The following is a 24,622-nucleotide window of genomic DNA, read 5'->3' as shown; positions in this document are numbered from 1 at the left end:
GTGCATGCGGGCACGAACTCGCCCGGGGGAAGGGGATGTGGGTGGTGACGTATGCCGCCTGCTGTGCGTCGAGCTGTAGGTCCTGGAGGCGGCACCCGGGCTCTGCGCTCTTCTCCTGGGCTTTCCGGTTGAGTCATGCCTGTCCCTTACTGTCCAGTACATGCTGCCGGAGCCGCAGCTTAGGCAGGCGCCTCCGAGGATGGAAGTCCGATCAGCCCCAGGGGCAACAGCAGTTGCACTATGACGCGAAAGCAGCTGTCGGGGGCCGCGTCAGCAGGCTGAGGGCCCGCCCCGCCGCACCGGCGGTGGTCGTGCATCTGCTGCTCCGGCGAGGCCGCCGCCGAACTCCTCAGCGCTGCTCGCGAGGTGTCCGGTGCCGACGGCAGCCGCGTTGCCTCGTCGGCACCGGATCCTCCTCGTCTGTCGCTCCGGAGCCTCTCCAACAAAATCCAACACGATGGATTTCCGGCCTTGTTGTCGAGTGGCGCGGATTTCTGGGCGTGAACGCTTGACGTGAGATCGGAATCCCGAGTCTCATGTGGGATAGCCTGTTGGATCCCGTTTGATTCTGATTGATCGTTTCAGTCGGGCGATCGACGATCAGCAGTGGTCCCCAGGCGATCCGTTGCTCACGCGCCGGGGAACGCGCGTGACCGAGCCATGGGAGCTGTTCGTGCAGAAGTCCACGGTGAGAACCCGGGTGGCGGGTATGGGGACCGCGCTTTCGCTCCTTGCTTCCCTCGGCGCTGCCGGGCTTGCCGGTCTGGGGGCCCAGCTCGCCGTGGCCCCGCCGGCCGCGGCCGTCGAGGACGGGCTGGCGCTGACCCCGCCCATGGGCTTCAACAACTGGAACTCCACCAACTGCCGTTCGGAGTTCAATGAGGAGATGGTGAAGGGCATCGCGGACCTCTTCGTCTCCAAGGGGCTGAAAGAGGCCGGATACCAGTACGTCAACATCGACGACTGCTGGGCCAAGAGCGCCCGCGACGGCAACGGGAACCTGGTGCCCGATCCCGTGCGCTTCCCCCACGGCATCAAGGCACTGGCCGACTATGTGCACGCCAGAGGGCTGAAGTTCGGCCTCTACACCAGCGCCGGAACCAAGACCTGCGCCCGGAACGGATTCCCCGGCGCCCTCGGCCACGAGCAGCAGGACGCACGGCTCTTCGCCTCGTGGGGTGTGGACTACCTCAAGTACGACAACTGCAACAACCAGGGGGTCGACGCCAGGGCTCGCTACCGCAAGATGCGGGACGCGCTCCGGGACACGGGGCGCCCGATCGTGTTCAGCGTGTGCGAGTGGGGCGAGAACAAGCCCTGGGAGTGGGCGGCCGATGTGGGTCACCTGTGGCGCACCACAGGTGACATCACCGACAAGTGGGCGAGCATGCTCTCCATCACCAAGAAGAATCAGGCCCTCGCCGAATACGCCGGCCCGGGCCACTGGAACGACCCGGACATGCTCGAAGTCGGCAACGGCGGCATGACGGCCACGGAGTACCGCAGTCACTTCAGCCTGTGGTCGGTGATGGCGGCACCGCTGCTGATCGGAACGGACCTGCGCAAGGCCTCCGCGGAGACCTTCGACATCCTCACCAACCGGGACGTCATCGCCGTCGACCAGGACCCCCTCGGCAAGCAGGGAACCGTTGTCTCCTCCGAAGGCGGCAGGACCGTCTACTCGAAACCGCTCGCCAACGGCGACCGGGCGGTGGTGCTGTTCAACGAGACGAAGGAACCCGCCACTGTGACGACCAGCGCGAGGGCCATCGGACTGCCCGAGGCCTCCTCGTACGCCCTGCGCGATCTGTGGAGCAAGGAGGGCAGTACCTCGCAGGGCACGATCAGCGCGTCCGTTCCCTCCCACGGCGTAGTGATGTACCGGGTTGCCCGGGACGGCGGCCTCGGCACACCGCCCGCTGGTACGTCGGAGCTCAGTGCTCTGGTCCCCACGAGCGTCACCAATGGCTGGGGGCCGGTCGAGACCGACACCAGCAACGGCGAGCGGGCTCCGGGCGACGGCGGCCCCATCACCATTCAGGGAGCCTCCTACCCGCGCGGCCTGGGTGTCCATGCCCCCAGCGAGGTCACCTACCACCTCGGGGGACGGTGCTCCAGGCTGACGGTCGACGTCGGCATCGATGACGAGAGCTCCACCCGCGGGACAGCCGTCTTCCGGGTGCTCCGCGACTCCACGAAGGTCGCGGACAGCGGACTGCTCACCACCGACGACCCGGCCGAACGGCTGACCGCGGACCTGTCCGGAGGTTCCGTACTCCGACTCGTGGTCACGGACGGCGGGGACGGCAGGACATCCGACCACGCCGACTGGGCCGCCCCCCGGATCACCTGCGCATGACCCGCGCTGTCGTGCGAAGCCGCCTTGCGCCAGTGCGTTCCGTCGGTGCCACCCGTCGTCGCCGGAGCAGGAAGCATCGGCACTCCGGCCCCGACCTCCGAACCGCTGCCCCGGCCCTCCAGCTGCCCCCGGGGCCGGGGCAGCCCCCTCCCTGGGATCGCGCCCGCGACCGTAGGACCCTTCGTCGGTCGAATCCGTCGATGACATTTCGTCGTCGGGTGAGCCGGAGCCTGCGATCTACGCGTCAGGCGTCGTTGCGTTCACCGAAGCCCCTGCCCCGGGTGACCGGGGGTGCGGGAGCAGTACGGCCGTGCTGTGCCCCGACGCCGAGCGAGGATCGGGTGGTGCCCGGGGTGCCGTCGGCCGGTCCGGGAGACCGGAAGGGGCCGTGCGGGCATCGTCGTCCATCTGCAGCGTGACGAGTGGTGATCGGCCACGTGTGAGGCTCCTTGGTGGTTGGTGGTTGGTGGTTGGGAGAGCAAGGTGAGCCGGAGTCGGCCCGGCCCCCGCGGGGCCCGGGCCGACTCCAGGGCAGAGACGGTGTTCAGGCCGTCATGTCGTCATGGATGGAGCACTCCCCGGCAGGGACAGGGCAAGGGGACCGGAGAAGTGCTCCTTCACGGGTCTCGGTCGGGCATCCTCCTTCGGCCGTTGGGGCTCTCGAAGCGGGGGACTGGTGGAAGGCCGCAGCATCCCGTCGCTTTGCCAATGCTTTACCTCAATGTCGCGAACCTGCCCTCTGCACCCGCCCGACCCCCGCGTCGCCGACGCCCCGCCCCGGTTTCCGCCGCGGCCGGCCCATGCGGCATGCTGGTGCCCAGCAGGGGTTCCGCAGGTTGGGTAGGCAAGGGGAACCGCGGAAGTCGTCCCTGCGGTGTGTGACGGCCCGCGCTTCGGCCGTCCGTCGGTCCCGTGAGCGAACGGCCGGCGAAACAAGGCATCGAGCCGTCGTTGCCTCCACCCCCGAAGTGTCCTCGGGCCAGTCGTTCCGAATCCGGTCCCGGGACGCGTTCGTACCCACGTGAAGCAGGAACTTCATGGCAACTCGCCCCAACCATGCATCCGTCACCGTGCTTTCCGATGCGGAACTGACGGATCCGATACGCCGCGGTGAGCCCGCGGATGCCGAACTCGCCGAGCTCTACCGGCGCCACCGGAGCCCGGTCCGCGCCTTCGCCGGAACCTGCAGCCGGGACCCCCACACCGCCGAGGACCTCACCTCCGAGGCGTTCGTGCAGACCATCCATGCCGTGCAGCGGGGCGGTGGTCCCGCAGGAACCTGGCGTCCCTACCTGCTCACGGTCGTGCGGCGCACCGCCATCGACTGGGCCGACACGAGACGGCGGGGCGAACTCACCGACGATGTCGAGAGCCACGCCCGGAACGTCGCACCGGTCGACGACGGTGAACAGTTCGTGCTGCGCCGCGAGGACGAGGATCTGGTGGTCCGGAGCTTCCGGACCCTGCCCGAACGGTGGCAGGCCGTGCTCTGGCACACCCTTGTCGAGCGGGAGCCGGCGTCCAGCGTGGGCGCCATGATGGGTCTCAGCGCAAGCGGTGTGGGGTCCTTGGTCGAGCGCGCGCGGGAAGGCCTGCGCGAGGCATATCTGAGTGTCCATGCGCACCGGGGTGAGGGCAGCGAGGAATGCCGGCACTACGGCAGGCAGTTGGCGACCACGGTCCGGCGGCCGGAGCGGCGGCCGGGCAAGGATCTGACGCGCCATCTGGAGCAGTGCGACGAGTGCCGCCGAGCCCACGTCGACCTGGTCGAACTCAACAGCCGCCTGCGGGCCGTGCTGCCGGGCGCCGTCCTTCTCTGGGGCGGCACCGCCTACCCGGAGACGCGGGAGGCCGGTTGTGCTGCAGGCGGCGCGGAGGGGCAGGCTCCGCAGGTCTCTTCAGCGGTGCCGACCGGAGCCGGACCCGGCGGAACAGCGGACTCCACGCTCTTCTCGCTGCCCCGGCGCGCGGGTGCCCTGGCGGCCTTGGTGGCCGTGACGGCCGGCGGGTACCTGCTGCTGCCCGGTGAGCCGGGCGCCGAGCCGCCGCTGGCTGTGCGGACACCCACCACCTCGGGACCTCGCGGGACGGTGCCGCAGACGCCGCCCGATTCCCGGCCTTCACCGCGTCGGACGGCCCCGACGCCCCGGCACCCGTCCGGGACCCCTTCGTCGGGCCCGGTGACATCACCCGCTCCCACACCAACAAAAGCACCCACACCGGTCCCGGCCGGGAAGGAGAACCCACCTCCCGGCCCCGCCGGGCGTACCAGGCTGCGCATCGACTCCACAGGACGATGCATGGAGATCCCGGCCGCCGTGCCCACCGCGGGGGCCCGCCCGCAGGAGGCCGGGTGCGACGGGAGCGCGGCGCAGGCATGGGATGTCGTCCCCGCCGGTGGCGGCCGACGGGTGCTGTTGCGCAACGCGGCGACCCGTAAGTGTCTGCGCTACACCGGCACCCGGCGGGACCGTGCCCCGGTCGACCAGCAGATGTGCGACGGCGGTGACGGCCGGCAGGTCTGGAGGCTGGGAGTGAACCGCAGTAAGGGCACCGTCGCGTTCACCGACGGCAGCGCCACGATGTACCTGGGCCTGAACGACTGGGCGCAGGCCGGCCAAGGCAAACCCCATGGACCCGAGATGGGAACACTGCACCACTATTACGGGTCACCTTCACTGCACTTCCGTCATGACGGTGATGTCGATGACCTGATTCCTGGATGACACCGGCGGGGCGCGGGAGCCTCGTCCGTGTCCCCGCCCGCGGGAACGGTGTTCGCTCGTCTTCAGGAGGAAGCGAACACCGTCCTGCCGCGGCCCTACTGGTGTCTGCCGGCCGTTCGGCGGCATTCACCCGCTCGGATCCGTCGCGCGAGGGACAGAGCCTTGTCGACCGACGGGAGCGAGCTCCTGCGCATCTCCCGGTAGGCGGTGTCGTTCCACCAGCCGAGCAGCTTCTCCGGAAGCTGAGCACGGAGCTGGTGGTCGAGATCGGACAGATCCGACTCGACCTGACCGCAGAAGGTGCACTGAGCCTGATGGCTGTCGGACCAGTGCTCCGATGCGCCGACGGGATGCAGACTGCGGCCCTGGGCGTACACCAGGCACGGCAGCCGGTTCTCGACCTTCCGTCGATAGGCGGCCAAGTAGGCGTCCCGGAGCGCCCCCCGCGCCCGGTCGCTGAACAATGGCGCCTTTTCCTTCGGGACTCCGAGGACCTTTCCCAGCACGGCGGGATCGTCGCACTCGATGACGGAGTGCCACAGTGCGGTCCGCCAGCGCATCGGCAGGTGCGTATAGGCGTCGGAGAGTGCGACGCGGGCCTCGATGGGCCAGGTGCCCCCGCTCGCCGCCCATTGCCGGAACTCGGTGGTGATACCCGGTGAGACGGTGTCCTGCGCCCATACCCGCATCGCAACGGTCCGTGCGGTGGCGAGCAGCTGGATGCGCCACACCATGAAGACGTCGGTTCCCCGTTCGGTCGCCTGGTACGCCCGACGGAACGTCTCCTCGGTCGCCCACTCCACGGGGCCGGGTTCGGTCAGGCAGGTGCGGAGATAGCTGTGGACCGCCGTGTAGTGCCGCTCGACGAGGACGGTGAGGGCGCCCGGATGGCCACGACGTATGTACTGGCCCACGGTGCTGTCGCTCGTACCGGACCACTGCCGACGGCGTTCCAGCCGCCGGACGATTCTGCTGGGGGCGGCCCGCGAGGAGGCGGACCGGGGCAGCGCGCCGGTCAGCGCGGCCAGCGGCGCCAGACGCCTCAGCGCCTCGTAGGCGGCCGGAGGCCACGGGATGGCCGCGGTCAAGGCGTCGGCCCTTCGCGCTCGACGCACACGAGTGGTCACAGAGTGCATGGAGGGTTTGTCCTTATAGACGGGTGGTGTGAGACCGGACGGTGATGCCGTTTCCGTACCGGCAGGTCCCGCTGTGCTGTCGGTGCCGACGAGGAAGGGGCAACGCCCCGGCTGGGGGCGGTGGGGCGCTGCCCCGGTCCTGTTGCGGCGCCCGGTGCACGGGAGGGTTCCCGGGCGCCGGGCGGGCCGTGGGCCTCGTCGGTCGTGCGTCGCCGAGATCGACGGCACATGAGCTGCGGCTATCGGTGCCCGGTCCGTCCGTCGTCCACAGCGGCCGGGATCCGTGCCTGTGACACGCCACCAGGCCCATGGGGGGCGAGGGGCGGCGGGGCCTCCCCTCCGGCGCCGGCAGCCCGGAACGGTGCTCGCGTCTCGGGACCCTGCGGTGCGGTGATCGCCGGGATCTGCCGGGCCGGCTCCGTCTTCTCCTCGCTGCTTCCGTTGGAGACGGCGGACCAGGCGCGCAGGCGATGGCTGGCGGCCTCGGCCAGGCTCACGGGGCCATTGCGCTTGGCGGCCAGACGGCTTGCTTCCCTGCCGAGTGAGGAGATGTCCTCCCAGCGGAGCAGCAACACCACCTGCAGTTCCGCCATGTTGTCCGGAAGAGCTTGCAGGGCGGGGTTGCCGTGGTCGCTCATCGGGCTTCCTTCCCGCCGTTCCCGAAAGGGCTGGGCGGCAGGACCGGTCGAGGCCGAAGGGTGTCGGCAACCCGGGCCCGGGTGCTGCGGACGCGGGAGCCCCGGGCGCCCGTGACGGCGGACGGCAACACGGCGGTGACCGGATCGGCCTGGGGCCCGCAGGCCGGGATGGTGTGAGTGCGCCCGCTCGGCGGGCTCGGCCGCCGGGACGCTCCCGGCCTGTCTGTCGTGGCCGGCTCCCCGGCGATCGGGGGTGCCTCTCCGCGGTAGGTCTGGGGGATGTGCACGGGATACTGCTCTCGTTCGTGGGCCGAGGGGGCCTGTTGGGGGTTCGGGCGGTGCCCCCGCTCGGTGTGAGCGGGGGCACTGCGGGGAGTGCGACCTCCGGAACCGCGTGACGCAGTCGCCTCCTGCCGGCTCCTCGTAGTTGGTGGGTTGTCACGGGGAAGGACCCGCGCAGGCGGCGGACATCCCGGTGCTTTGCCAACGCTTTACGTTCGGCCGTGGGATTTGGCCCACCGGAGCCAACGGCGGTACTGTCCGCCCCGCGACCTCCCAACTCCCGTACGACCGCAGTCCCTTCGCACCGGCTCCGCAGGGAGAACACGTGCCAAGGAACCGACACAAGCTGCCGCGCAAGACGGCCATCCCGGTCACGCTCGCCGTGGTGGCGGCACTGGGGTGGACCTCGATCGGCATGCCCGGCTGGGCGAACGAGGAGCCCCGTCAACCGTCCGCGGGCTCCGCACCGTCCTCCGCCGCGGCCCCGCCCGTGGCCTGCGATGACCAGGACAGTCCGAAGAAGGGCTGGTACCAGGCCGTCTACGTGCACACGGCCGGCAAGGACAACTCCGCCAAGGCCGTACCGCACATCCAGCGCGTCATGTGGAACTCCGACCAGATCTTCGAAGCAAGCGCCAAGCGCTTCGGCCAGGGCGACAGCAGACGCCTGCGCTTCGTCCAGGACAAGAACTGCCGTATCGACGTCATGTCCGTCGCCGTCGAAGGGCTCCCCGCGCGTCCGTCCTTCGGCGCCACGCGGATGAAGGCTCAAGCCGCCGTCGCGGCGGTGATGCGCAAGGCCGACCGGGCCAGTCGGGAGCGCTTCAAGCGAACCCGGCCTGTCTACTTCTACGACAACGGTGCCCGAGGCTGCGGAGTGTCCACCATATTCAAACCGAAGGGACGTGCCGACCTCCACACGGGCCGGGCGGCGGTCTCCTGGGGCTGCGCGACCGTGCCCGCCGTGACGCACGAGCTGATTCACCAATTCGGCGTGAGCCACTGCAACAACAAGCGTGACCAGGGCGGTGACCCCATCTGCCGCGGGTACGACAGGACCCCCCGTTGTAACGACACCATGGCCACTGTCGTCCTGGACTGTGCCAAGGACGAGTTCCACTACTTCCACCCGCGCCCCGCATCGGGCAGTCCGCTGGCCCGGAACCCCAAGGAGAATGTCGCCAACAGCCCGTATCTGATCACTGACCAGCCCGTGCGGCCGCTGAAGATGCGACTGGCCAACAAGGCCGGCGGGAAGTGCCTCACCGCGGACGGTTCCGGGGTCGTGCAGAGCACCTGTGGGACCGGTGCCGAACAGTCCTGGAGCCGTGCCATCGACAAGGAGGGGTACTTCACCTTCACGGTGAAGGGCAAGTGCCTGACCGCTCCGTCGGGTGACCGCGCAGCGGTCACGTTCGCCGTGTGCAAGGCGGGCGACGGGCGTCAGCAGTGGTGGATGCCCTCGGGGCGTGGGTCCTCGGCGGACCGCTACGAGATGGTGAACCATGAGACGGGGCGGAAGCTCAAGGCCGGTGGCCGGAGCAACTCCAAGGGCGCCTCGCCGGTCGTCACCGCCCGGGGAGGGGCCAGCGGGTTCGGCATGCAGATCGCAGAGTGACGGCGGCTCCCCGGCCTGTCGCGTCACGGAGCGTGAGTACTGCGTGTGACGGGCCCGGGGCGCGTGCCGGCCGGCCCCCGCCGTGGGACGTGCGGATGATGTCCCGCCACGAAGCGGTGCGTGCGCCGTAGCGCAGGCGGACGAGTCCGTGGTCCACGGCGGTGACGCACGCCGGCCCGGGAGGCTCCGGTCTCCCGGGCCGGTGAGCCGTACCTCACCTGCCCGGAGCCCTCGGGATATCGCATACGATGCATGTATGGGGCAGAAGGAGTGGGCAGCGCGGTTGCCGGTGGCGAAGAGCAAGGCGGAGCTTGTCTACGACAACCTCCACACCGCCATCGTCGGAGGAGCTCTCCGCCCGGGCGAACGCATCAACATGGACGAACTCGCGAGGAACCTGGGGGTCAGCAAGATCCCCATTCGTGAAGCCGTCAAGCGGCTGCAGTCCGAGGGACTGGTGGTCTCCCGGGTCCATTCCGGAGTGATGGTGGCCGAAATCGACCAGAAGGAGATCCACGGAGTCTTCCTGGCGCGGGAGGCGATCGAGGGCCTGGTCGGCAGGCTGGCCGTGGACAACGTCTCCGCGAAACTGCTCGCCGATCTCCAACGGGTGCAGCGGTCCATGCGGAAGCAGTTGGACAAGGGGGAGGTGGAAAGCCTCCCGGAGCTGAACGCCGACTTCCACCGGATTCTCGCGGAGGCCAGCGGCTACCGCATCCTCGTGGAGCTGACCGAACAACTGCTGCTCACCGTACGCCGGTACCGCCTTGTCTCCCCGACGGACGAACAAGCCTGGTGGACGGTGGTCGACGAGCATGATGCGATCATCGAGGCGCTCCGCGGGAGCGATGCCGAGGGGGTGGCGGAGGCCGTTCGCGCGCACACCGTCTCTCAGGCGAGCCGCGAGGGCACGAGCAGCGAGTAGCCCCTGTCCGGCCGTTCCGTGGGCCGGCGAGACCGGGCCTCCGCCTCCTCGCCGCCCCATCGGGCTCGGCCGGAGGTGTCCGGTGCGGGGAAGAAGCTCTCCGGCTTACGGCCCGGCGGTGCCCCACTGCACTGCGATGCTCTCCCAACTGCCGGGGAAGGCGCCGCACTGTACGCAGTCCCGCCCCTGCTCGATGAAGACCGGCCGGAGCGGACCTGGCTCGCCGTCCGCTCCTCGGCCGGCTCGGTCACGACTCGGGCGGCGTGCGCTGTGAGGGGAGCGCGGGCGGCGGCGAGAGCGGAGGCAGCCCCATCTGCTGCCGGTGGCCGTCCCGGAGCAGGCTCGCCGGGCTGACCACGGACGCGCCGGCGTCCAGCACCCATTCGGAGCCGGTGAGCATGAACGCCTCGGGGGAGGCCGCGTAGGCCACGGCCCCCGCGATGTGCTCGGGGCTGCCCAGGGCGCGGACCGGATTGCTTTCGCGCAGTCGGTTCAGATCCGCCGCCCCGGCCAGCCGTGACTCGGTGGCCGGTGTGCGCACCCACCCGGGCGAGACGGTGACGAACGATATGCCGTGGCGGCCGTAGTCGACGGCGAGCTGACGGATCAGCGCGGCTACGGCGCCCTTGGCGGCCGCGTAGGCGGGGAGTCCAGGGGCCGCCGTGCGGTGCAGCACCGAGCCGATGGCGACCACTGCGCCCGACTCGGCCTCGATCATCGAGGGCAGCACTTCCCGCACGCAGAGGAAGACCGAGGTGAGGTTGGCCGTCAGGACGGCGTTCCAGTCCTCCTCGGAGGTGGAGTGCAGCGGGCCACCCCGCGTGACTCCCGCGCACAGGACGAGGACGTCGATTCCGCCGTGGTTCTCGACGACCTTCCGGACGGCCCGGGCCACCGCGTGAGCCTCTGTCACATCGGCGTGGTGGAAGGTGACCCCCGGCAGCTCGGGGTCGGTGAGATCCAGCCCGGCGACCTGGCAGCCGTCGGCTGCCAGGCGGGCTGCGACGGCGCGGCCGATACCGCCGGCCGCACCGGTGACCAGGGCTGTTCGCGTCATGGTGGAGGCACCTTTCGTGTGCGCGTCGGCGCGGGGTTGAAGAGTGACAAGAAAAGTATACGATCTACTAAATTTACTGGGAAGAAGCCTACGGAGGTTCTGTGCTTCCCACTGATCTCATATCTGCCCTGCGAACGCGCAGGCTGCTGGCCATCGTCCGGGGGAGTGACCCCCGCACGGCGCTCTCCACGGTCATCACCCTCGTCGAGGAGGGGATCGACGTCGTCGAGGTCTCGCTCACCTGCGCCGATGCCCTGGGAGTCATCGAAAGAGCCCGTGAGCATCTCGGACCCGACGCCGCGCTCGGCGCGGGCACCGTGGTGACGCCACGTCAGGCACATCTGGCAGCCGAGGCGGGAGCGGCCTTCGTCGTGACTCCCGGGGTGACGGACGCCGTTGCGGAAGCGCGAGATCTGGGCATGCCCGTCCTCGCGGGCGCGGTGACACCGACGGAGGTGGCGTCCGCTGTCGACGAGGGTGCCACCGCGGTCAAGCTCTTCCCCGCAAGCCTGGGAGGTGTTTCCCACCTGAGGGCCCTGCGGGACCCTTTCCCCGAAGTCCCCTTCGTTCCGGTCGGCGGTGTGGACGCCCGCACCGCCCGGGAGTATCTGGCGGCCGGAGCCACCGCCGTCGGTGTGGGCGGCCCCCTGGTCGGTGACGCGGCATCGGGCGGCAGCCCGGCCGGATTCGGCCGACGGATCGCCGAGTTCCGAGCCCTCGCCCAGGAGGTGGCATCGTGATCGAGGTCCTGACGTTCGGCGAGGCCATGGCGGCCCTGCGTGCGGAACAGCCCCTGATGCTCGGTGGCTCGCTACGGCTGTCGGTCGCCGGAGCCGAGGCCAATGTGGCGATCGGCCTCGCCCGGCTCGGCCATGCGGTCCGCTGGGTGGGGCTCACCGGCGACGACGAATTCGGCCGGCTGGTAGTGCGCACCCTGCGTGCCGAAGGCGTCGACATCTCCCACGCCGTCACCACCGAGGCGGGCCCCACCGGGTTGGTGGTGTTCGAACCCCGGGTTGCCGACCTGGTGCGAGTGGCCTACTTCCGCACCGGCTCGGCCGGTTCGCGCCTCGCCCCCGTCCATCTCGACGCGGCACTCTCCGAAGGGGCGCGCATACTCCACCTCACCGGTGTCACCCCCGCGCTCGGCCCCGGGCCGGCCCGTGCTGTGCATTCGGCCCTCCGGGACGCCGGTCGGCAGGGAATGACCGTGTGTCTGGATGTCAACTACCGGGGAAAGCTGTGGTCCCGGGCGGAGGCGGCGCGAGTACTGCGCCCCCTCGTCCCCCATGTGGATGTCCTGGTGGCCTCCGACGACGAGCTGGCCGTGGTCGCTCCCGCCGGGGCCGCGACGGAGGCCGCACGGATCGAAGCCCTGCTCTCTCGTGGGGTGGGCGAAGTCGTCGTCAAGCGCGGATCCGTCGGCGCCGACGTGTTCACCGGCGCCGGGACCATCACGCGCGACGCGGTCGCTGTCCCGGTCCGGGACACCGTGGGCGCGGGAGACGCCTTTGTCGCCGGCTACCTGTCCGGCGTGCTGGACGGCGGTCCGGTCGAACTGCGGCTCGACCGGGCCGTCACCGCCGGTGCGTTCGCCGTTGCCACGGTCGGGGACTGGGAGGGCCTGCCCGGCCACCACGAACTCGACCTGCTGCGGGCCGAGCCCGGCAGCACCTTCCGATGAGCGGGCCGGGAGGGAGGGATGTGAGAGCCGGAGCGTGGCGTGTCCGGAGCCGGGACCGGTACCACCTCGCCGAAGGGGCGCGCTGGCACGAGGACTCCCTGATCTTCGTCGACCTCTTACGGGGCGTGCTGTACCAGGACGATGCCCCGCCGGGCGACCGGCCGCGTCGACTGCTCAGCCTCGGGGTGCCGTTGGGCGCGGTGGCGCCGGTCGCCGGACGCCCGGGGGAGTGGATCGCCGCTGCAGGTACCGGTATCGCCCTGGTGGGCCCCGGTGAACCCCCGCGCTGGCTGTCCAGGCCCGAGGAGCGGGCGCCGGTACGCATGAGGATGAACGACGCCGCATGCGATCCCCATGGACGTTTCTGGGCCGGAAGCATGGAAGTGACCGGCGCCCGGGGGGCGGGGTCGCTGTACCGGGTGGACCACGACGGCGGTGTTCAGTGCGTGCTGAGCGGCCTGACCGTACCCAACGGGCCGGCATTCACCCCGTGCGGCACGGTCATGTACCTCGCGGACAGCGCGCGGAGAGTCATCCACCGATTCCCCGTCGAGCCGGCATCCGGTGAACTGGGCCAGGGGGAGGTCTTCGCGAGGTTCAGTGCGGACGAGGGGCGTCCCGACGGCATGACCGTCGATGACGAGGGGCACCTGTGGGTCGCGCTCTGGGGTGGGGCCCAGGTGCGTCGCTACGCCCCGCGTGGCAGCCCGGTGCTTCTGGAGAGACTGCCCACCCGCCAGCCGACCAGTGTCGCCCTCGGCGGCGGGTGCGTCTTCGTGACGACGGCCCGTCACCGGATGGATCCGCCCGACCCCCTCGCCGGTGCCGTGCTCGTGCGGCCGTGTGCGATGACGGCGCAGCCCGCCTATGCCTTCGGCCCCCGAGGGGGCGGCAGTGAGATCTCGCTGCGCTGATGAGTCATCAGAAGACTTCTCGGTACCGACCTCTAGCCTTCATTTCGTATATCGCATACCTTCTTTCTCGCCCCCCTCATCTCTCCCCTGAAGGCTGTGACCCACGGATGAGTTCTCCAGTAGTGACCGACACCGGTCCGAAGCAGTCGGCGGACAGCCGGCGGACGATGGTGGCGAGCACCATCGGCACCGTTATGGAGTGGTACGACTTCAACCTCTACGGGCTCGCCTCCGCGCTGGTGTTCGGGCCGCTGTTCTTCGGCTCCTCCTCCACGGGCGGGACCCTGGCCGCGTTCGCCACTTTTGCCGTCGGCTTCGCCGCGCGGCCCATCGGCGGCATACTCTTCGGCCACCTCGGCGACCGCGTCGGCCGCAAGTACGTCCTGCTGGCCACGATGATGGTGATGGGTGTGGCGACCACTCTCGTCGGCCTCCTGCCGACTCATGCGGAAGTCGGCATATGGGCCCCGATACTGCTGATCACCCTGAGAATCTGTCAGGGAATCGCGGCGGGCGGCGAGTTCGCCGGCGCCACCCTGCTGACCGTGGAGAACGCGCCACCGGGCAAGCGCGGCCTGTACGGGGCGATCCCGGCCATGGGAACCGGAGCCGGATTCGTCCTGGCGAGCGCCGTGTTCGGCCTGGTGTCCATGATGCCCGACAGTGCCTTCATGGCATGGGGCTGGCGCATTCCGTTCCTGCTGAGCGCAGCCCTGGTGCTGTTCGGGCTGTGGGTCCGGCACGGCATCGACGAAACCCCGGTCTTCTCCGATCTCGACGGAAGCGGCCGGACCGTACGCTTTCCGCTCCTGGTCACGATCAAGGAGCAGCCGGGGGCGGTCCTGCGCACACTCGGTATCACCGTGTCCGGCTTCGTCTGGGGCTACCTCATCCAGGCGTTCTCGCTGTCCTATGCCACGCAGACCCTGTCCCTTCCGAAGTCGACCATGTTGTGGGCCATCGCGCTGGCCTCGGCGCTGGAGATCGTCGCCATCCCCTTCTGGGGCTGGCTGTCCGACCGGATCGGCCGCCGGGTCATGGTCTCCATCGGTCTGGGCTTCACCATCGTCTACGTCTTCCCGTTCTTCCGGCTGCTGGAGACCAAGAGCACACCACTGGTCTTCCTGGCCATGGTGCTCGCCATCCCGTTCGCCAAGGACATGGTCTTCGGCCCGCAGGCGGCGCTGGTGGCCGAGCAGTTCGACACCCGCGTCCGCTACAGCGGGATCAGTGTCGGGCGGGAGTTCGGCGGGGCGATCTTCGGCGGCACAGCACCCTTCATCGGTACCGCTCTCCTGGCGGGGTCCCACTCCACCAGCCCCATCGCCCTCTACGTCGTAGCGGCCTGTCTGATCACGGCCATCGCGGTGTTCACGGGCCGGGAGACCGCCCGCGACAACATCCCGCACACACAACCGAGCTGACCCGCGCCCGCACGGCCCCCGTTCCGCGACCGACTGGAGAAAAGTGAGCAGCACGCCCTTGCGCATCGCCAAGATCGAGGCGGTGGCCCTCTCGGCCTGCTTCGACGACCTGTACGACTCCCCTGACGATGTGCCCGACTGGCTGCGCTACCCCGCATCCAGCCACCTGGTCCTGCCCCGCCGCGGCCAGTACGCCACCCTGGTGAAGGTCCACGCCGAGGACGGCACCGTGGGCATCGGCGAATGCTACGGACTGCCCTCGCCCCAGGTGACGGCCACCGTCGTCGCCTCCGTCCTCGAGCCCCTGCTGGTGGGCGAGGACGCCCTGGCCACCACCGCCGTGTGGGAACGTCTCTACCAGGGCCAGGCGGCGGGCGGACACAACCGCGGCTTCTACCTCGAGGCCATGGCCGGCATCGACCTCGCCCTGTGGGATCTGCGCGGGAAACACGCGGGCGTGCCCGTTCACCGGCTCCTCGGCGGCCCGGTCCGCGACCGTGTCGATTGCTATGCGAGTCCCGTGGCTCTTCATGCGGACCCGGACGCCTCCGCGCGCCAGGCTCTCGGTTACGTCGCGGAAGGATTCAACGCCCTCAAGGTCAAGATCGGCCGGGGCGAGCGCGTCGACCGGGCCCATCTGAGCGCCGTGCGCGCAGCCGTGGGCGACGACATCGAGATCCTCACCGATGTCAACTGCGCCTACGACCTGGACGAGGCGACCCGGGTCGGTGCCGTCCTCGCGGACCTCGGGATCTCATGGTTCGAGGAGCCGCTCCAGGTCGACGATCTGGCCAACCTGGCCGAGCTGCGGCGCCGCACCGGACTGACCGTTGTCAACGGCGAAACCCACTTCACCCGCTTCGATCTGCGCGACTCCCTGCTCCACGGTGCGATCGACGTCTTCATGCCCAACGTCGCCCGCAGTGGTGGGATCACCGAGGCCACCCGGCTGGCGGCGCTCGCCTCGGCGTTCCATGTCGACATCGCTCCGCACGGTGTGGGCTCGGGAATCAGCCTCTGCGCGGCCCTCCACTTGTGCGCGGCCACTCCCAACTTGCGCACGTACGAGTACAACCGGCTCCCCAACCCGATCCGCGAGCGGATCCTGCGCAACCCGCCCGAGTTCCGCGCCGGTGCACTGACTGTCCCTCAGGGGCCCGGCCTCGGCTTCGTCCTGGACGAGGACGCCGTCGACCGGTACACCGTCGCCGTGTTCTGACACCCCTCACCCACTGGAGGTACACCATGCACTCTCCAGAGCCGCGCCGCGTCGGCAGAAGATCCCTTCTGGCCGGCGCGGCTGCCGCGGGCACGTTGGCAGCTCTGCCGTTACTCAGACCATCCACCGCCTCTGCCGCCACGTCCGGCGAGTACGTACTCCGGTTCGATGAGCGCAAGCAGACCATCCTGGGCCTCGGATTCGAGATCCAGTCGGACTCCATAGGCTCCGACAACCAGGGCCTGCCCGACAGGGTCAGTGGCGTTCCCTACGACCTCACCCCGAGCGAACGCGACCGCTTCTACCGGCAGATGCTCAGGGTGCGGTCCGACCGCGGCTTCCGCTACTGCAGACTCGCCCTAGGACTCTACTACCGAGGGACGGACCCCACCGGCAAGCATCTGCGGGACCGTTACTCCGGACAGGCGGCTCTGCTGGCAGACATGATCAGGAAGGCCGGCATCGAGGGCGTCTCGGCGGAGTACTGGTCGCCCGCACCCGGCTGGAAGAGCAACCGTTCCTACATCGGCGGCAAGCTGGCCTCCTTCGCCCCGGCGGAACTCGATGCCCTCGGCGACGCCATGGTGGGAGACCTGGACCTGCTCGCCGCCCAGGGCGTGCCCATCTCGATGTGGGGGCTGCAGAACGAGCCGATCTACAGGACGGCGTACTCCTCCTGCGTCTACTCCGGAGAGGAGTACCTCAAGACCTTCAAGGCCGTGGCACCCAAGGTCCGTGCCAAGTATCCCCACGTGATGATCCACGCAAACAGCGTCGACGGCTGGAGCGGCGCCGCGGGCAAGGCGATCAGGAGGGACGCCGACGCCCTCTCGAACGTGGACGCCTGGACCTATCACCGGGTCGGCGCGAACAGCGACGACCAGATCGCCGGCGACTTCACCTCGGGCGCCGAGGGAAAGCTCGTCTTCAACAACGAGTTCGAGTATCTCAAGGGCGGGACCTCGGACCGGCGCACCATCAACACCGCGCAGTCGATCATGAACTGGATGACGTTCCAGAACGCATCGACCTGGTTCTGGCTGCACGCCCTCAAGCCCACCACCAACGCCGAGTCGCCCGGCTACTCGCTGGGCTTCTGGCGTCCGCCGCATGACACCGACTTCGGCCACTACCCGCACATCAAGGCCGGGCACTGGGACTTCAACGATCGCAACTGGAACGCCGTCGCCGGATTCGTGCGGTACATGCCGTGGAACTCGGTCCGCTACGGCGTCGACGAATCGGCGATCCTGAAGGACCAGCGGATCATGGCGTGGAAGACCCCGGAAGGCAAGCCCGTCTTCGCCATCACCAACCGCTCCACGTCATCCTTCACCTACAGCATCGACACCCGGACATCGGACTCCTTTCAGGGCCACCGGTTCGGCCCGTCCACCCACAACAGGACGCTGGAAACCCGTAGGGGACCGAAACTCTCGCTCACGGTGCCCCCTCTGTCCGTCGAGTTCTGGGTCCGGACCCCCTGACGCGTCTGCGCGAACCGGAGCGGCGGTCTCTCACCCCGTCAACGGCCTCACGGTCCGATCGCGCCGCCATCGGTGGCGGTGACGTCCGCGGGCATCGCGAGGAAAGCACTCAGAGTCTCTGCGACAGATGACCGAGCGCCGTAGCCGGCCACCTCAGCCGACTACGGCGCTCCGTCACATCGCACACTCCGGATGCGAGAGCCGACGAACGAAGAGGCAGCACCCGGCCACAGGTGGCACACACGCGCTTCTGGAGGCATGCGCTCACGTCATGGGTTCGTGGCTCCCAGCCAGGAGGCGACGGATGCCGCGATGGGCAGGCCTGCCTCCAGTTCGATGAACCCGAACTGCCCGCCCTGATTGCACTCCAGGAACCACCACGTCCCCTGGTCGTCCTCCGCGAAATCAAAGGCCCCATAGGAGAGCTCGGCAACCTTCTTGTACGTCTCGACGAAGCGGAGGACCCTCGCAGGCACGTCGACGGGCTCCCAGCAATGCCCGGTATCACCGAAGCGGCCGTCCACCTGTTCCGGCCCCGCTACCTTACGCGCGGCCAAGTGGTCGTCACCGATGCTGGTCAGCCGGATATCCGCGCGCTTGGCGATGTACCGTTGCAGCATGGTGGGGCCGGCCGCCACACTCTCGAAATCGGCATCCGGCGGGACGATGGTCGTGCGCAGTTCCATCGGCGGGTCGCCCGGTGGTTTGCCGGATACGGATTTCGCGACCACTTGCCGGTACTGAGAGACGAAGTGCTGGGCCACGTTGGGACGTGTGGTGATCACCGTGGCCGGCACCGGGAATCCGTTGCGGTGAGCTATGACGAGCTGCCAGGGCTTGTAGCGCGCCCGCGCTGCCATACTGGGGTGGTTCATCCAGCGGGCCGCTGAACATTCCAGCATCCCGTACAGAGCATGCTCGGACTCGAGGGAAAGCCAGTCCGAGGGATCGGCGGCATGCGAGGCAGGCATACTGGGCCGACGTATCCAGACCGACCGCACGGAGTCCACGGCCACCAGGCGGGAATCAGTGGATATATAGCCGCGGAAATTTCCCCGTGCATATTCCGCATTGAGTCCCACCTCGCCGGGAATATCGCCGGGATCGAAGCGAAGGAGGGGAACGCTGCGCGCGTGCAGTTCGGCGACAACCATATCGGCCGTCACATCTTCCTTGCACGTCAGGATCAGTACCGTCATGGCGCACAGTCGCTCAGTCGTCGAAGTGAGTCGCGGAGCCGGCTGTCGACGTGGTGGTCCCGGCAGCTGCGAGCATCACCTTGTCGCTGATGGCGGGACGCCCGTCGGGCAGTACGTTCAGCTGGAGGGAGTGATCGTACGAGTAGTGCATCGTGACAGGTGACGACGGCTGGGACCGCTGCGCGAAATTCCAGGTGAACGGCTTCATTCTGACTCTCCTTGCTCATGCGGAGCCGGGCGCTGACAGGCTGTTGGCTCCACAACTCTCTTGGGTCGGTCATCCGGACTGTCCGCCGGCGGGGAGTACCGACCGGCATCCCGGACAGATCTCCAGGGTCGGATTCGCTACCCAAAGGTTTGAGCGAATCGGATGACCATTTTCTACAGTGCCGCCGCTTCTCCTCACAACCGCTTCTGAAGATTTCGTGCCATGTGACTGTGTGCAGCGGTGGAATGACGGGAAGGCGTCCAGTCATGTCGGACGGGTGCAGGCATGCGTAGTCCGGGCAGGCGAATGCAGCGCCGCGGTGATTTCCTCTGCGCGGCGACGTCATGTCATCGTCGATGCGATGCGAGGGCGTGAGAAAAGCCCATGGATCGGGCCCTGCGACTGACAATAGGCACGGCGCAAGTCGGCGGGGCCCGGCACCCGCACCTCCGCCGTAACGCGTTCCGGCATTGGGGGCAGGGGCCCAGCGGGACCTCCTCCCGGAAGCACTTCGAGGGAGAATGCAGGTCGACCGTGGGCCGGAAGTAGTCAGCTTCACGGGCCGAGGTCTTCACTGCGCGAACGCCCGGGTCGCTCCACCCTCGCTCGGTACGTCCCTGACGTGCCGTATGCCCGACTCGCCATGGGCGTTTCCCCGTCGAGCGGACTGGCGCCGCACGTTCTCTGCTCATCGGATCCCCTCCCGCACATCTTCGTGACGTGCTTCCTGTCAGGTGGGTGATGACGAGTCGGATCGGCCCGCATCCCGCGCCTTTGCGGAGCCTTTACTCATGGATTGACGAGTCGGTCCCCTGCGCCGGGCGCCCCCGAGGCGGAGACGCGCCCCCGCCCCGCCCTGCGACACCCATCGTCATCCTGACGTTCATCATCTTTTTCCAACAGAACCAAACATTCGGGCTCTCCCGCGTGCTAGACCTATGGGCGGGGCAACTCAGGGTGCGAAAGGCAGGTTTGTCGGCCCCTGCAGCACGGCCTCCGCAGCACGGGCTCCCGGCTTCTTCCGCTGCCATGCGCTGAGTCCTGATCGATGGGTTCTTCCTTCAGAGGCCGAACTCCCGGGACGCGTGGCAGCGTTGTGCACTGTCCCGAGTCTCATCGCATCCACGAACGCCACCGCGGTCCCAGTCATGTACCCGATGTGCACTGTCATGTCTCCGATATGAAGGAGTACCTTCGTGATTGCCCAAGGATCCCGCAGGCCGGCCGCCCTCGTGGTGGGCGCCGTGCTGGTGGCACTCACCACGGCCGCGTCCGCGACAGCGCACGGCCACGGCTCCGATCCGCTGCCCGCCGTCGCCCCGCACGCGGAGACACTCTCGCTGTATGACGACGAGGCAGGCGGCAACGCCAACGCGGACGACCCGGCGATCTGGCGCAATGCCGCTGACCCCGGTCGTAGCCTGGTCGTCGCCACCGCGAAGCAGGGAGGTCTGCGGGTCTACGACCTCGATGCCCGGCAGGTGCAGTCGGTCCCGGCGCCCCCCGCCGCGAACCCCGGTGACGCTCCGGGCCGGTTCAACAACGTCGATCTCATCCATCACTTCGGACTGCAGTCGGGACGAGCCGACCTTGCCGTGGCCACCGACCGTGGCCACGACCGGCTTCGTATCTACAGCATCGACCGGGACCGCTCCGGCGGCCCGCTCACCGACATCACTGATCCCGCCGCCCCAGCTGTGTTCTCCGGCAGCCAGGAGGAGGTCAACGGTCAACGCACCGCTTACGGCCTGGCCACCTGGACGGATGCGGCCACCGGACGCTCGTACGCCCTGGTCAGCCGCCGCGAGCGCACCAGCATCGCGCTGCTGGAACTGACCGCCGCCCCTGGCGGGACAGTCGGGTACCGCACGGTCCGCACCGTGGACCTGCCGTCTGCATTCCGGCTTCCGAACGGCAGGTCATGGACGCCGTGCGCCGAGCCCGGTGAACTGCCCCAGGTCGAGGGCATGGTCGTCGACCCGGCCAACGGCATGCTCTACGCCGGCCAGGAGGACGTCGGTATCTGGCGGTTGCGCGCCGACCTGACCGGTGCCCGCGAGCTCGTCGACAAGGTACGGGAGTACGGCGTCCCGGGAACGTATGACGAGGAGCAGGAGGAGTGCGTCACCGGTACCGATCCCGGCTACGGCGGCTCCAGAATCGCGGCGGACGTCGAGGGTCTGACACTGCTCACGGAGCCCGACGGCGACGGGTATGTGGTGAGCTCCAGTCAGGGGGACAACACCTTCGCTCTCTACGACCGCGAACTGGAGGACGACAACGAGTACGAGGGCGGCTTCCGCGTCGTCGGCGCCTCGTCGACACTCGACGGCTCCGAGGAGTGCGATGGCGCGGACGTACTCAATGCCCCTCTGGGCAACAAATACCCGCACGGACTGCTCGTCGTCCAGGACGGCCACGACACCCCGGCCGACGACGGTCGCGAGGCCACCGGGTTCAAGTTCGTGGACCTCGGCGAGGTCCTGGAGAGCGTGGACGACTGAGCCCGAGAGTGCCTCTTGGGCTGTAGCGCGACCCCACGGACGCCGTGCAGCGACAGCGCATCAGCGAGGCACTCACGGCGCCGCGGGCAGTCGCCTTCTGACTGATGGCGCCGGCGGGAGCGTCGGCACCGCCAACGGATGATGCCGCGCCCCGGATCTGTTCCTGACCGGGGCGCGGCGCGTGGTGAGGCTGCCGCCGCCGCGCCGGAGTGGCCGCATGTCACTCCGCGACCTCGAGCCCACGGTTCCGCCGCTCCTGGAACGTCTCCCATGCGAGGGCCCTTGCCGTGGGGTCGGAAAGCACGTCGTACGCGGTGCAGGCGAGGGCTTCCGCCGCGGCGAGCATGGCTGTTCGTCCGCGTTCGTCGCCGGCCGCGGCGGCGAACGCGGGCGTGTGATCGCTGTGGTCCGGTGGGAGGATGCGCAGGAAGGGGTGGATGGTGGGCACCCTGGTGCTCACATTCCCGATGTCGGAAGAACCCAGGAACACGTCGGGGTGCGGCTCGGTTGCTTCGATGCCGAGGCGGGTGAGATGCCGGGTGAACGCTTCCGTCAGCGACGGGTTGCTCTGAAAATGCGTGTAAGCGGCGCCCTCCTGCGCGATCGTCACTTCTGCGCCGGTGGCCCCGGCCGCTTTCCCGGCACAATGGGTGACCTGGCGCACCAGCTCATCCAGTGCCTCGGTGGTCATCGCGCGCAGGCAGAAGCGGCCTTCAGCAAGGTCGGGCAGGATATTGGTGGCCTTGCCCCCTTCCGTCACGATGCCCTGCACGTGCGAGCCGTTCGGCGTGCTCTTTTGCAGCTCGGTGAGAGCGTTGAACAGCTGGATCAGGGTGCCCAGGGCGTCGATTCCGTCGTCGGGGTTGCCCGTGGGATGTGCGGCGCGGCCGTGGAAGGTGATCCGCATTTCCACCATTGCGGTGAGCGGGGCCCAGGACCAGTTGTGCACCCCGGGATGGAACATCAGGGCTGCGTCCACTCCGTCGAACACACCCGCCTCGACCTGGGCCACCTTTCCCCCGCCGTCCTCTTCCGCGGGAGAGCCCACGACCAGCAGGGTTCCTTCGGCGCAAGGCAGCAGGTCGCGCAGGGCGAGTGCTGCGCCGAGCCCGGCGGCGGCGATCAGGTTGTGTCCGCAGGCGTGGCCCAGGCCGGGCAGGGCGTCGTATTCCAGAATCAGTGCCACGCGGGGTGAGTCACCGCTTCCGGCCCGGGCCACGAAGGAGGTGGGCAGACCGGCCCCGCCTCTGTCGACGTCGAACCCTGCCGAGGCCAGCTCTTCGCTGAGGACCGTGGAGGCCCGGAGCTCGTGATAGGAGAGTTCGGGGTGGGTGTGCAGTTCGAGGCTGACCTCCCAGAGCCGACGGGACAGGGCTTTGATGCGAGTACCGATGTACTCGTGGGGAGTGATCTGCGCGAGGTTCACCCGTGGGTCTCCCTTTTCGGGGCTCCGGCGTGCGGCCCGGGTCGGCAATCGGTAAGTGTGTGGGGGAGTCACAGCACTTTGGAGAGAAATGTCTGTGTGCGTTCGTGCCGGGGTGCGGTCAGGACCTGCCGGGGGTGTCCGGATTCGACGACGATCCCGTCGTCCATGAAGACGACAGCGTCCCCTGCTTCCCGTGCGAAGCCCATCTCGTGAGTGACGACGATCATCGTCATGCCGTCCTCGGCCAGGCCGCGCATGACATCGAGGACATCCCCGACCAGCTCCGGGTCGAGCGCGGATGTGGGCTCGTCGAAGAGCATCAGCTTGGGCTCCATGGACAGCGCACGGGCGATGGCGACTCGCTGCTGTTGCCCTCCGGAGAGCTGGCTGGGGTAGTTGCGTGCCTTGTCGGCCAGCCCCACCCGGCCCAGCAGCTGCAGTGCACGATCCCGTGCGGCCGCTTTGGGCTCCTTCCTCACCCGCAGCGGGGCCTCCATGACGTTCTCCACCGCCGTCATGTGCGGGAAGAGATTGAACCGCTGGAAGACCATGCCGATGTCGCGTCGCCTGCGCGCCACTTCGTGATCCTTCAGTTCGTGCAGCCTGCCGCTGCGCTCGCGATAGCCGACGAGGTCGCCGTCGACCGTGAGCCGTCCGGCGTTGACCTTCTCCAGGTGGTTGATGCAGCGCAGGAAGGTGGACTTTCCCGAGCCCGAGGGGCCGATCAGGCAGAAGACCTCTCCGGTGGCGACTTCCAGGTCGATGCCCTTGAGGACCTCGACCGGGCCGTAGGACTTGTGCACCCCCTGTGCCCTGACCATCGGCTCCGGCGACGAAGAGAGGGAGTTGGCGGCATTCATGAGGTGCCTCCGGTGGCGAGGGGCGCGCGCTGCGTCCCGAGCGCGGTCCGTATGCGCTGAACGGGTGTGGGCGGGAGGGAGCGGCTGGAGCCCCGGCCGTAGTGCCGCTCGATGTAGTACTGGGCAACGGTCAGCAGAGAGGTGAAGATCAGGTACCAGATGCTGACCGCGATCAGCGAGGGGATGATCTCGAATGTGCGCGAGGCGATGTCCTGGCCCGCGCGGGTGATGTCGACGAGGGAGATCGCGCTCACCAGCGAGGTGGTCTTGAGCATCGAGATCGTCTCATTGCCGGTCGGCGGGATGATCACCCGCATCGCCTGGGGCAGGACGATCCGGCGCATCACGTGTCCGCGGCGCATCCCCAGGGAAGCGGCTGCCTCGGGCTGGCCCTCGTCCACGGACAGGATGCCGGCTCTGACGATCTCCGCCATGTAGGCGGCTTCGTTCAGGCCGAGTCCCAGAACGGCAGCCGTGAACAGGGTGACCAGGTCGTTGTAGTCCCAGGAGTAGAAGGACGGGCCGAACGGTATCCCGATGGAGATCTTCGGCCACAGCGCGCCGAGAAAGTTCCATACGAACAGCTGGACGAGTATCGGTGTGCCGCGGAAGACCCAGATGAACAGCCAGGCCGCGCCCGAGAGCACGGGGTTGTGCGAGAGGCGCATCACCGCCAGAAGCACACCGCCGAGCAAGCCGATCCCCATGGCCAGTACCGTCAGTTCCAGGGTGGTCCGCAGACCGTGGAGCACGGAGGGATCGCCCATGATCCGTCCGACGGTGCCCCAGTCGAGACGAGGGTTGGTCAGTATGCCGTGGCCGAACATCGACGTGAGGACCAGGACTACGGCGACTCCGGCCCAGCGGCCGGGATGACGGACTGGCACGACCTGAATGTCCTCGGACTGGCCGCTGCGAGCGGTGTCCGGGGGAGCGAAAGACGTCACGGTTGTTCC

Annotated in this window: 19 protein-coding genes; 11 read left to right on the top strand and 8 right to left on the bottom strand. The window is 68.7% G+C overall.

Annotated features, from left to right (window positions below; all coding sequences use genetic code 11):
• The first annotated feature begins 709 nt into the window (after positions 1–709).
• Together AC3EQ1_RS07005 and AC3EQ1_RS07000 are read left to right on the top strand one after the other, a co-directional pair.
• A complete protein-coding gene (locus tag AC3EQ1_RS07005) occupies positions 710–2,359 on the top strand; it encodes an NPCBM/NEW2 domain-containing protein (RefSeq protein WP_432093510.1) in 1,650 nt (549 codons plus the stop codon).
• A gap of 1,037 nt (positions 2,360–3,396) precedes the next feature.
• On the top strand, positions 3,397–5,085 hold the full coding sequence (locus AC3EQ1_RS07000) for a sigma-70 family RNA polymerase sigma factor (RefSeq protein ID WP_432093408.1): 1,689 nt from the start codon (positions 3,397–3,399) through the stop codon (positions 5,083–5,085).
• 95 nt (positions 5,086–5,180) lie between these two features.
• On the opposite strand, the gene AC3EQ1_RS06995 is transcribed toward AC3EQ1_RS07000, so the two are convergent.
• Together AC3EQ1_RS06995 and AC3EQ1_RS06990 are read right to left on the bottom strand one after the other, a co-directional pair.
• A complete protein-coding gene (locus AC3EQ1_RS06995) occupies positions 5,181–6,173 on the bottom strand; it encodes an RNA polymerase sigma factor (protein WP_432093407.1) in 993 nt (330 codons plus the stop codon).
• Between the two features lie 287 nt (positions 6,174–6,460).
• Positions 6,461–6,859, bottom strand: coding sequence for a hypothetical protein (locus tag AC3EQ1_RS06990; protein ID WP_432093406.1), 399 nt, complete (start codon positions 6,857–6,859; stop codon positions 6,461–6,463).
• A 607-nt stretch (positions 6,860–7,466) separates the two neighbouring features.
• Between AC3EQ1_RS06990 and AC3EQ1_RS06985 the strand changes: the two genes are divergently transcribed.
• Both AC3EQ1_RS06985 and AC3EQ1_RS06980 read left to right on the top strand, forming a co-directional pair.
• Positions 7,467–8,759, top strand: a complete 1,293-nt coding sequence (locus AC3EQ1_RS06985) for an RICIN domain-containing protein (RefSeq protein ID WP_432093405.1) — start codon at positions 7,467–7,469, stop codon at positions 8,757–8,759.
• A gap of 256 nt (positions 8,760–9,015) precedes the next feature.
• Positions 9,016–9,684 carry a GntR family transcriptional regulator gene (locus AC3EQ1_RS06980; RefSeq protein ID WP_432093404.1) on the top strand — a complete coding sequence of 223 codons (669 nt, stop codon included), beginning with the start codon at positions 9,016–9,018 and terminating at the stop codon, positions 9,682–9,684.
• Positions 9,685–9,931: 247 nt separating this feature from the next.
• On the opposite strand, the gene AC3EQ1_RS06975 is transcribed toward AC3EQ1_RS06980, so the two are convergent.
• Positions 9,932–10,741, bottom strand: a complete 810-nt coding sequence (locus AC3EQ1_RS06975) for an SDR family NAD(P)-dependent oxidoreductase (protein ID WP_432093403.1) — start codon at positions 10,739–10,741, stop codon at positions 9,932–9,934.
• A gap of 101 nt (positions 10,742–10,842) precedes the next feature.
• On the opposite strand from AC3EQ1_RS06975, the gene AC3EQ1_RS06970 reads away from it, so the two are divergent.
• The 6 genes from AC3EQ1_RS06970 (at position 10,843) to AC3EQ1_RS06945 (ending at position 17,469) form a co-directional block, all read left to right on the top strand.
• Complete coding sequence (locus tag AC3EQ1_RS06970) at positions 10,843–11,481, top strand: bifunctional 4-hydroxy-2-oxoglutarate aldolase/2-dehydro-3-deoxy-phosphogluconate aldolase (protein WP_432093402.1); 639 nt, start codon at positions 10,843–10,845, stop codon at positions 11,479–11,481.
• Positions 11,478–12,425 carry a sugar kinase gene (locus tag AC3EQ1_RS06965; RefSeq protein WP_432093401.1) on the top strand — a complete coding sequence of 316 codons (948 nt, stop codon included), beginning with the start codon at positions 11,478–11,480 and terminating at the stop codon, positions 12,423–12,425. Before AC3EQ1_RS06970 ends, AC3EQ1_RS06965 begins: the two co-directional genes overlap by 4 nt.
• A gap of 20 nt (positions 12,426–12,445) precedes the next feature.
• A complete protein-coding gene (locus tag AC3EQ1_RS06960) occupies positions 12,446–13,339 on the top strand; it encodes an SMP-30/gluconolactonase/LRE family protein (protein ID WP_432093400.1) in 894 nt (297 codons plus the stop codon).
• A gap of 107 nt (positions 13,340–13,446) precedes the next feature.
• Positions 13,447–14,763, top strand: coding sequence for an MFS transporter (locus AC3EQ1_RS06955; protein ID WP_432093399.1), 1,317 nt, complete (start codon positions 13,447–13,449; stop codon positions 14,761–14,763).
• Between the two features lie 43 nt (positions 14,764–14,806).
• On the top strand, positions 14,807–15,982 hold the full coding sequence (locus tag AC3EQ1_RS06950; RefSeq protein WP_432093398.1) for a mandelate racemase/muconate lactonizing enzyme family protein: 1,176 nt from the start codon (positions 14,807–14,809) through the stop codon (positions 15,980–15,982).
• Positions 15,983–16,008: 26 nt separating this feature from the next.
• Positions 16,009–17,469: a glycoside hydrolase gene (locus AC3EQ1_RS06945; protein ID WP_432093397.1), complete on the top strand. Its 1,461-nt coding sequence runs from the start codon at positions 16,009–16,011 to the stop codon at positions 17,467–17,469.
• A gap of 269 nt (positions 17,470–17,738) precedes the next feature.
• Here the strand turns inward: AC3EQ1_RS06945 and tgmB are convergent, their stop codons facing one another.
• Together tgmB and tgmA are read right to left on the bottom strand one after the other, a co-directional pair.
• Positions 17,739–18,668, bottom strand: a complete 930-nt coding sequence (tgmB, locus tag AC3EQ1_RS06940) for an ATP-grasp ribosomal peptide maturase (protein WP_432093396.1) — start codon at positions 18,666–18,668, stop codon at positions 17,739–17,741.
• A 13-nt stretch (positions 18,669–18,681) separates the two neighbouring features.
• Positions 18,682–18,876 (bottom strand): putative ATP-grasp-modified RiPP, encoded by a 195-nt coding sequence (tgmA, locus tag AC3EQ1_RS06935; protein WP_432093395.1) that lies wholly within the window; start codon positions 18,874–18,876, stop codon positions 18,682–18,684.
• Between the two features lie 1,196 nt (positions 18,877–20,072).
• Between tgmA and AC3EQ1_RS06930 the strand changes: the two genes are divergently transcribed.
• Positions 20,073–21,380 (top strand): phytase, encoded by a 1,308-nt coding sequence (locus AC3EQ1_RS06930; RefSeq protein ID WP_432093394.1) that lies wholly within the window; start codon positions 20,073–20,075, stop codon positions 21,378–21,380.
• Between the two features lie 220 nt (positions 21,381–21,600).
• On the opposite strand, the gene AC3EQ1_RS06925 is transcribed toward AC3EQ1_RS06930, so the two are convergent.
• The 3 genes from AC3EQ1_RS06925 to AC3EQ1_RS06915 all read right to left on the bottom strand — a co-directional run bounded on the left by AC3EQ1_RS06925 (position 21,601) and on the right by AC3EQ1_RS06915 (position 24,613).
• Positions 21,601–22,806, bottom strand: coding sequence for an amidohydrolase (locus AC3EQ1_RS06925; protein WP_432093393.1), 1,206 nt, complete (start codon positions 22,804–22,806; stop codon positions 21,601–21,603).
• Between the two features lie 68 nt (positions 22,807–22,874).
• On the bottom strand, positions 22,875–23,666 hold the full coding sequence (locus AC3EQ1_RS06920; protein WP_432093392.1) for an amino acid ABC transporter ATP-binding protein: 792 nt from the start codon (positions 23,664–23,666) through the stop codon (positions 22,875–22,877).
• Complete coding sequence (locus AC3EQ1_RS06915; RefSeq protein ID WP_432093391.1) at positions 23,663–24,613, bottom strand: amino acid ABC transporter permease; 951 nt, start codon at positions 24,611–24,613, stop codon at positions 23,663–23,665. Before AC3EQ1_RS06915 ends, AC3EQ1_RS06920 begins: the two co-directional genes overlap by 4 nt.
• Between the last annotated feature and the right edge of the window lie 9 nt (positions 24,614–24,622).

The sequence above is a fragment of the Streptomyces sp. bgisy100 genome, assembly GCF_057709105.1.
This window is presented reverse-complemented; position numbering and strand designations above follow the sequence as displayed.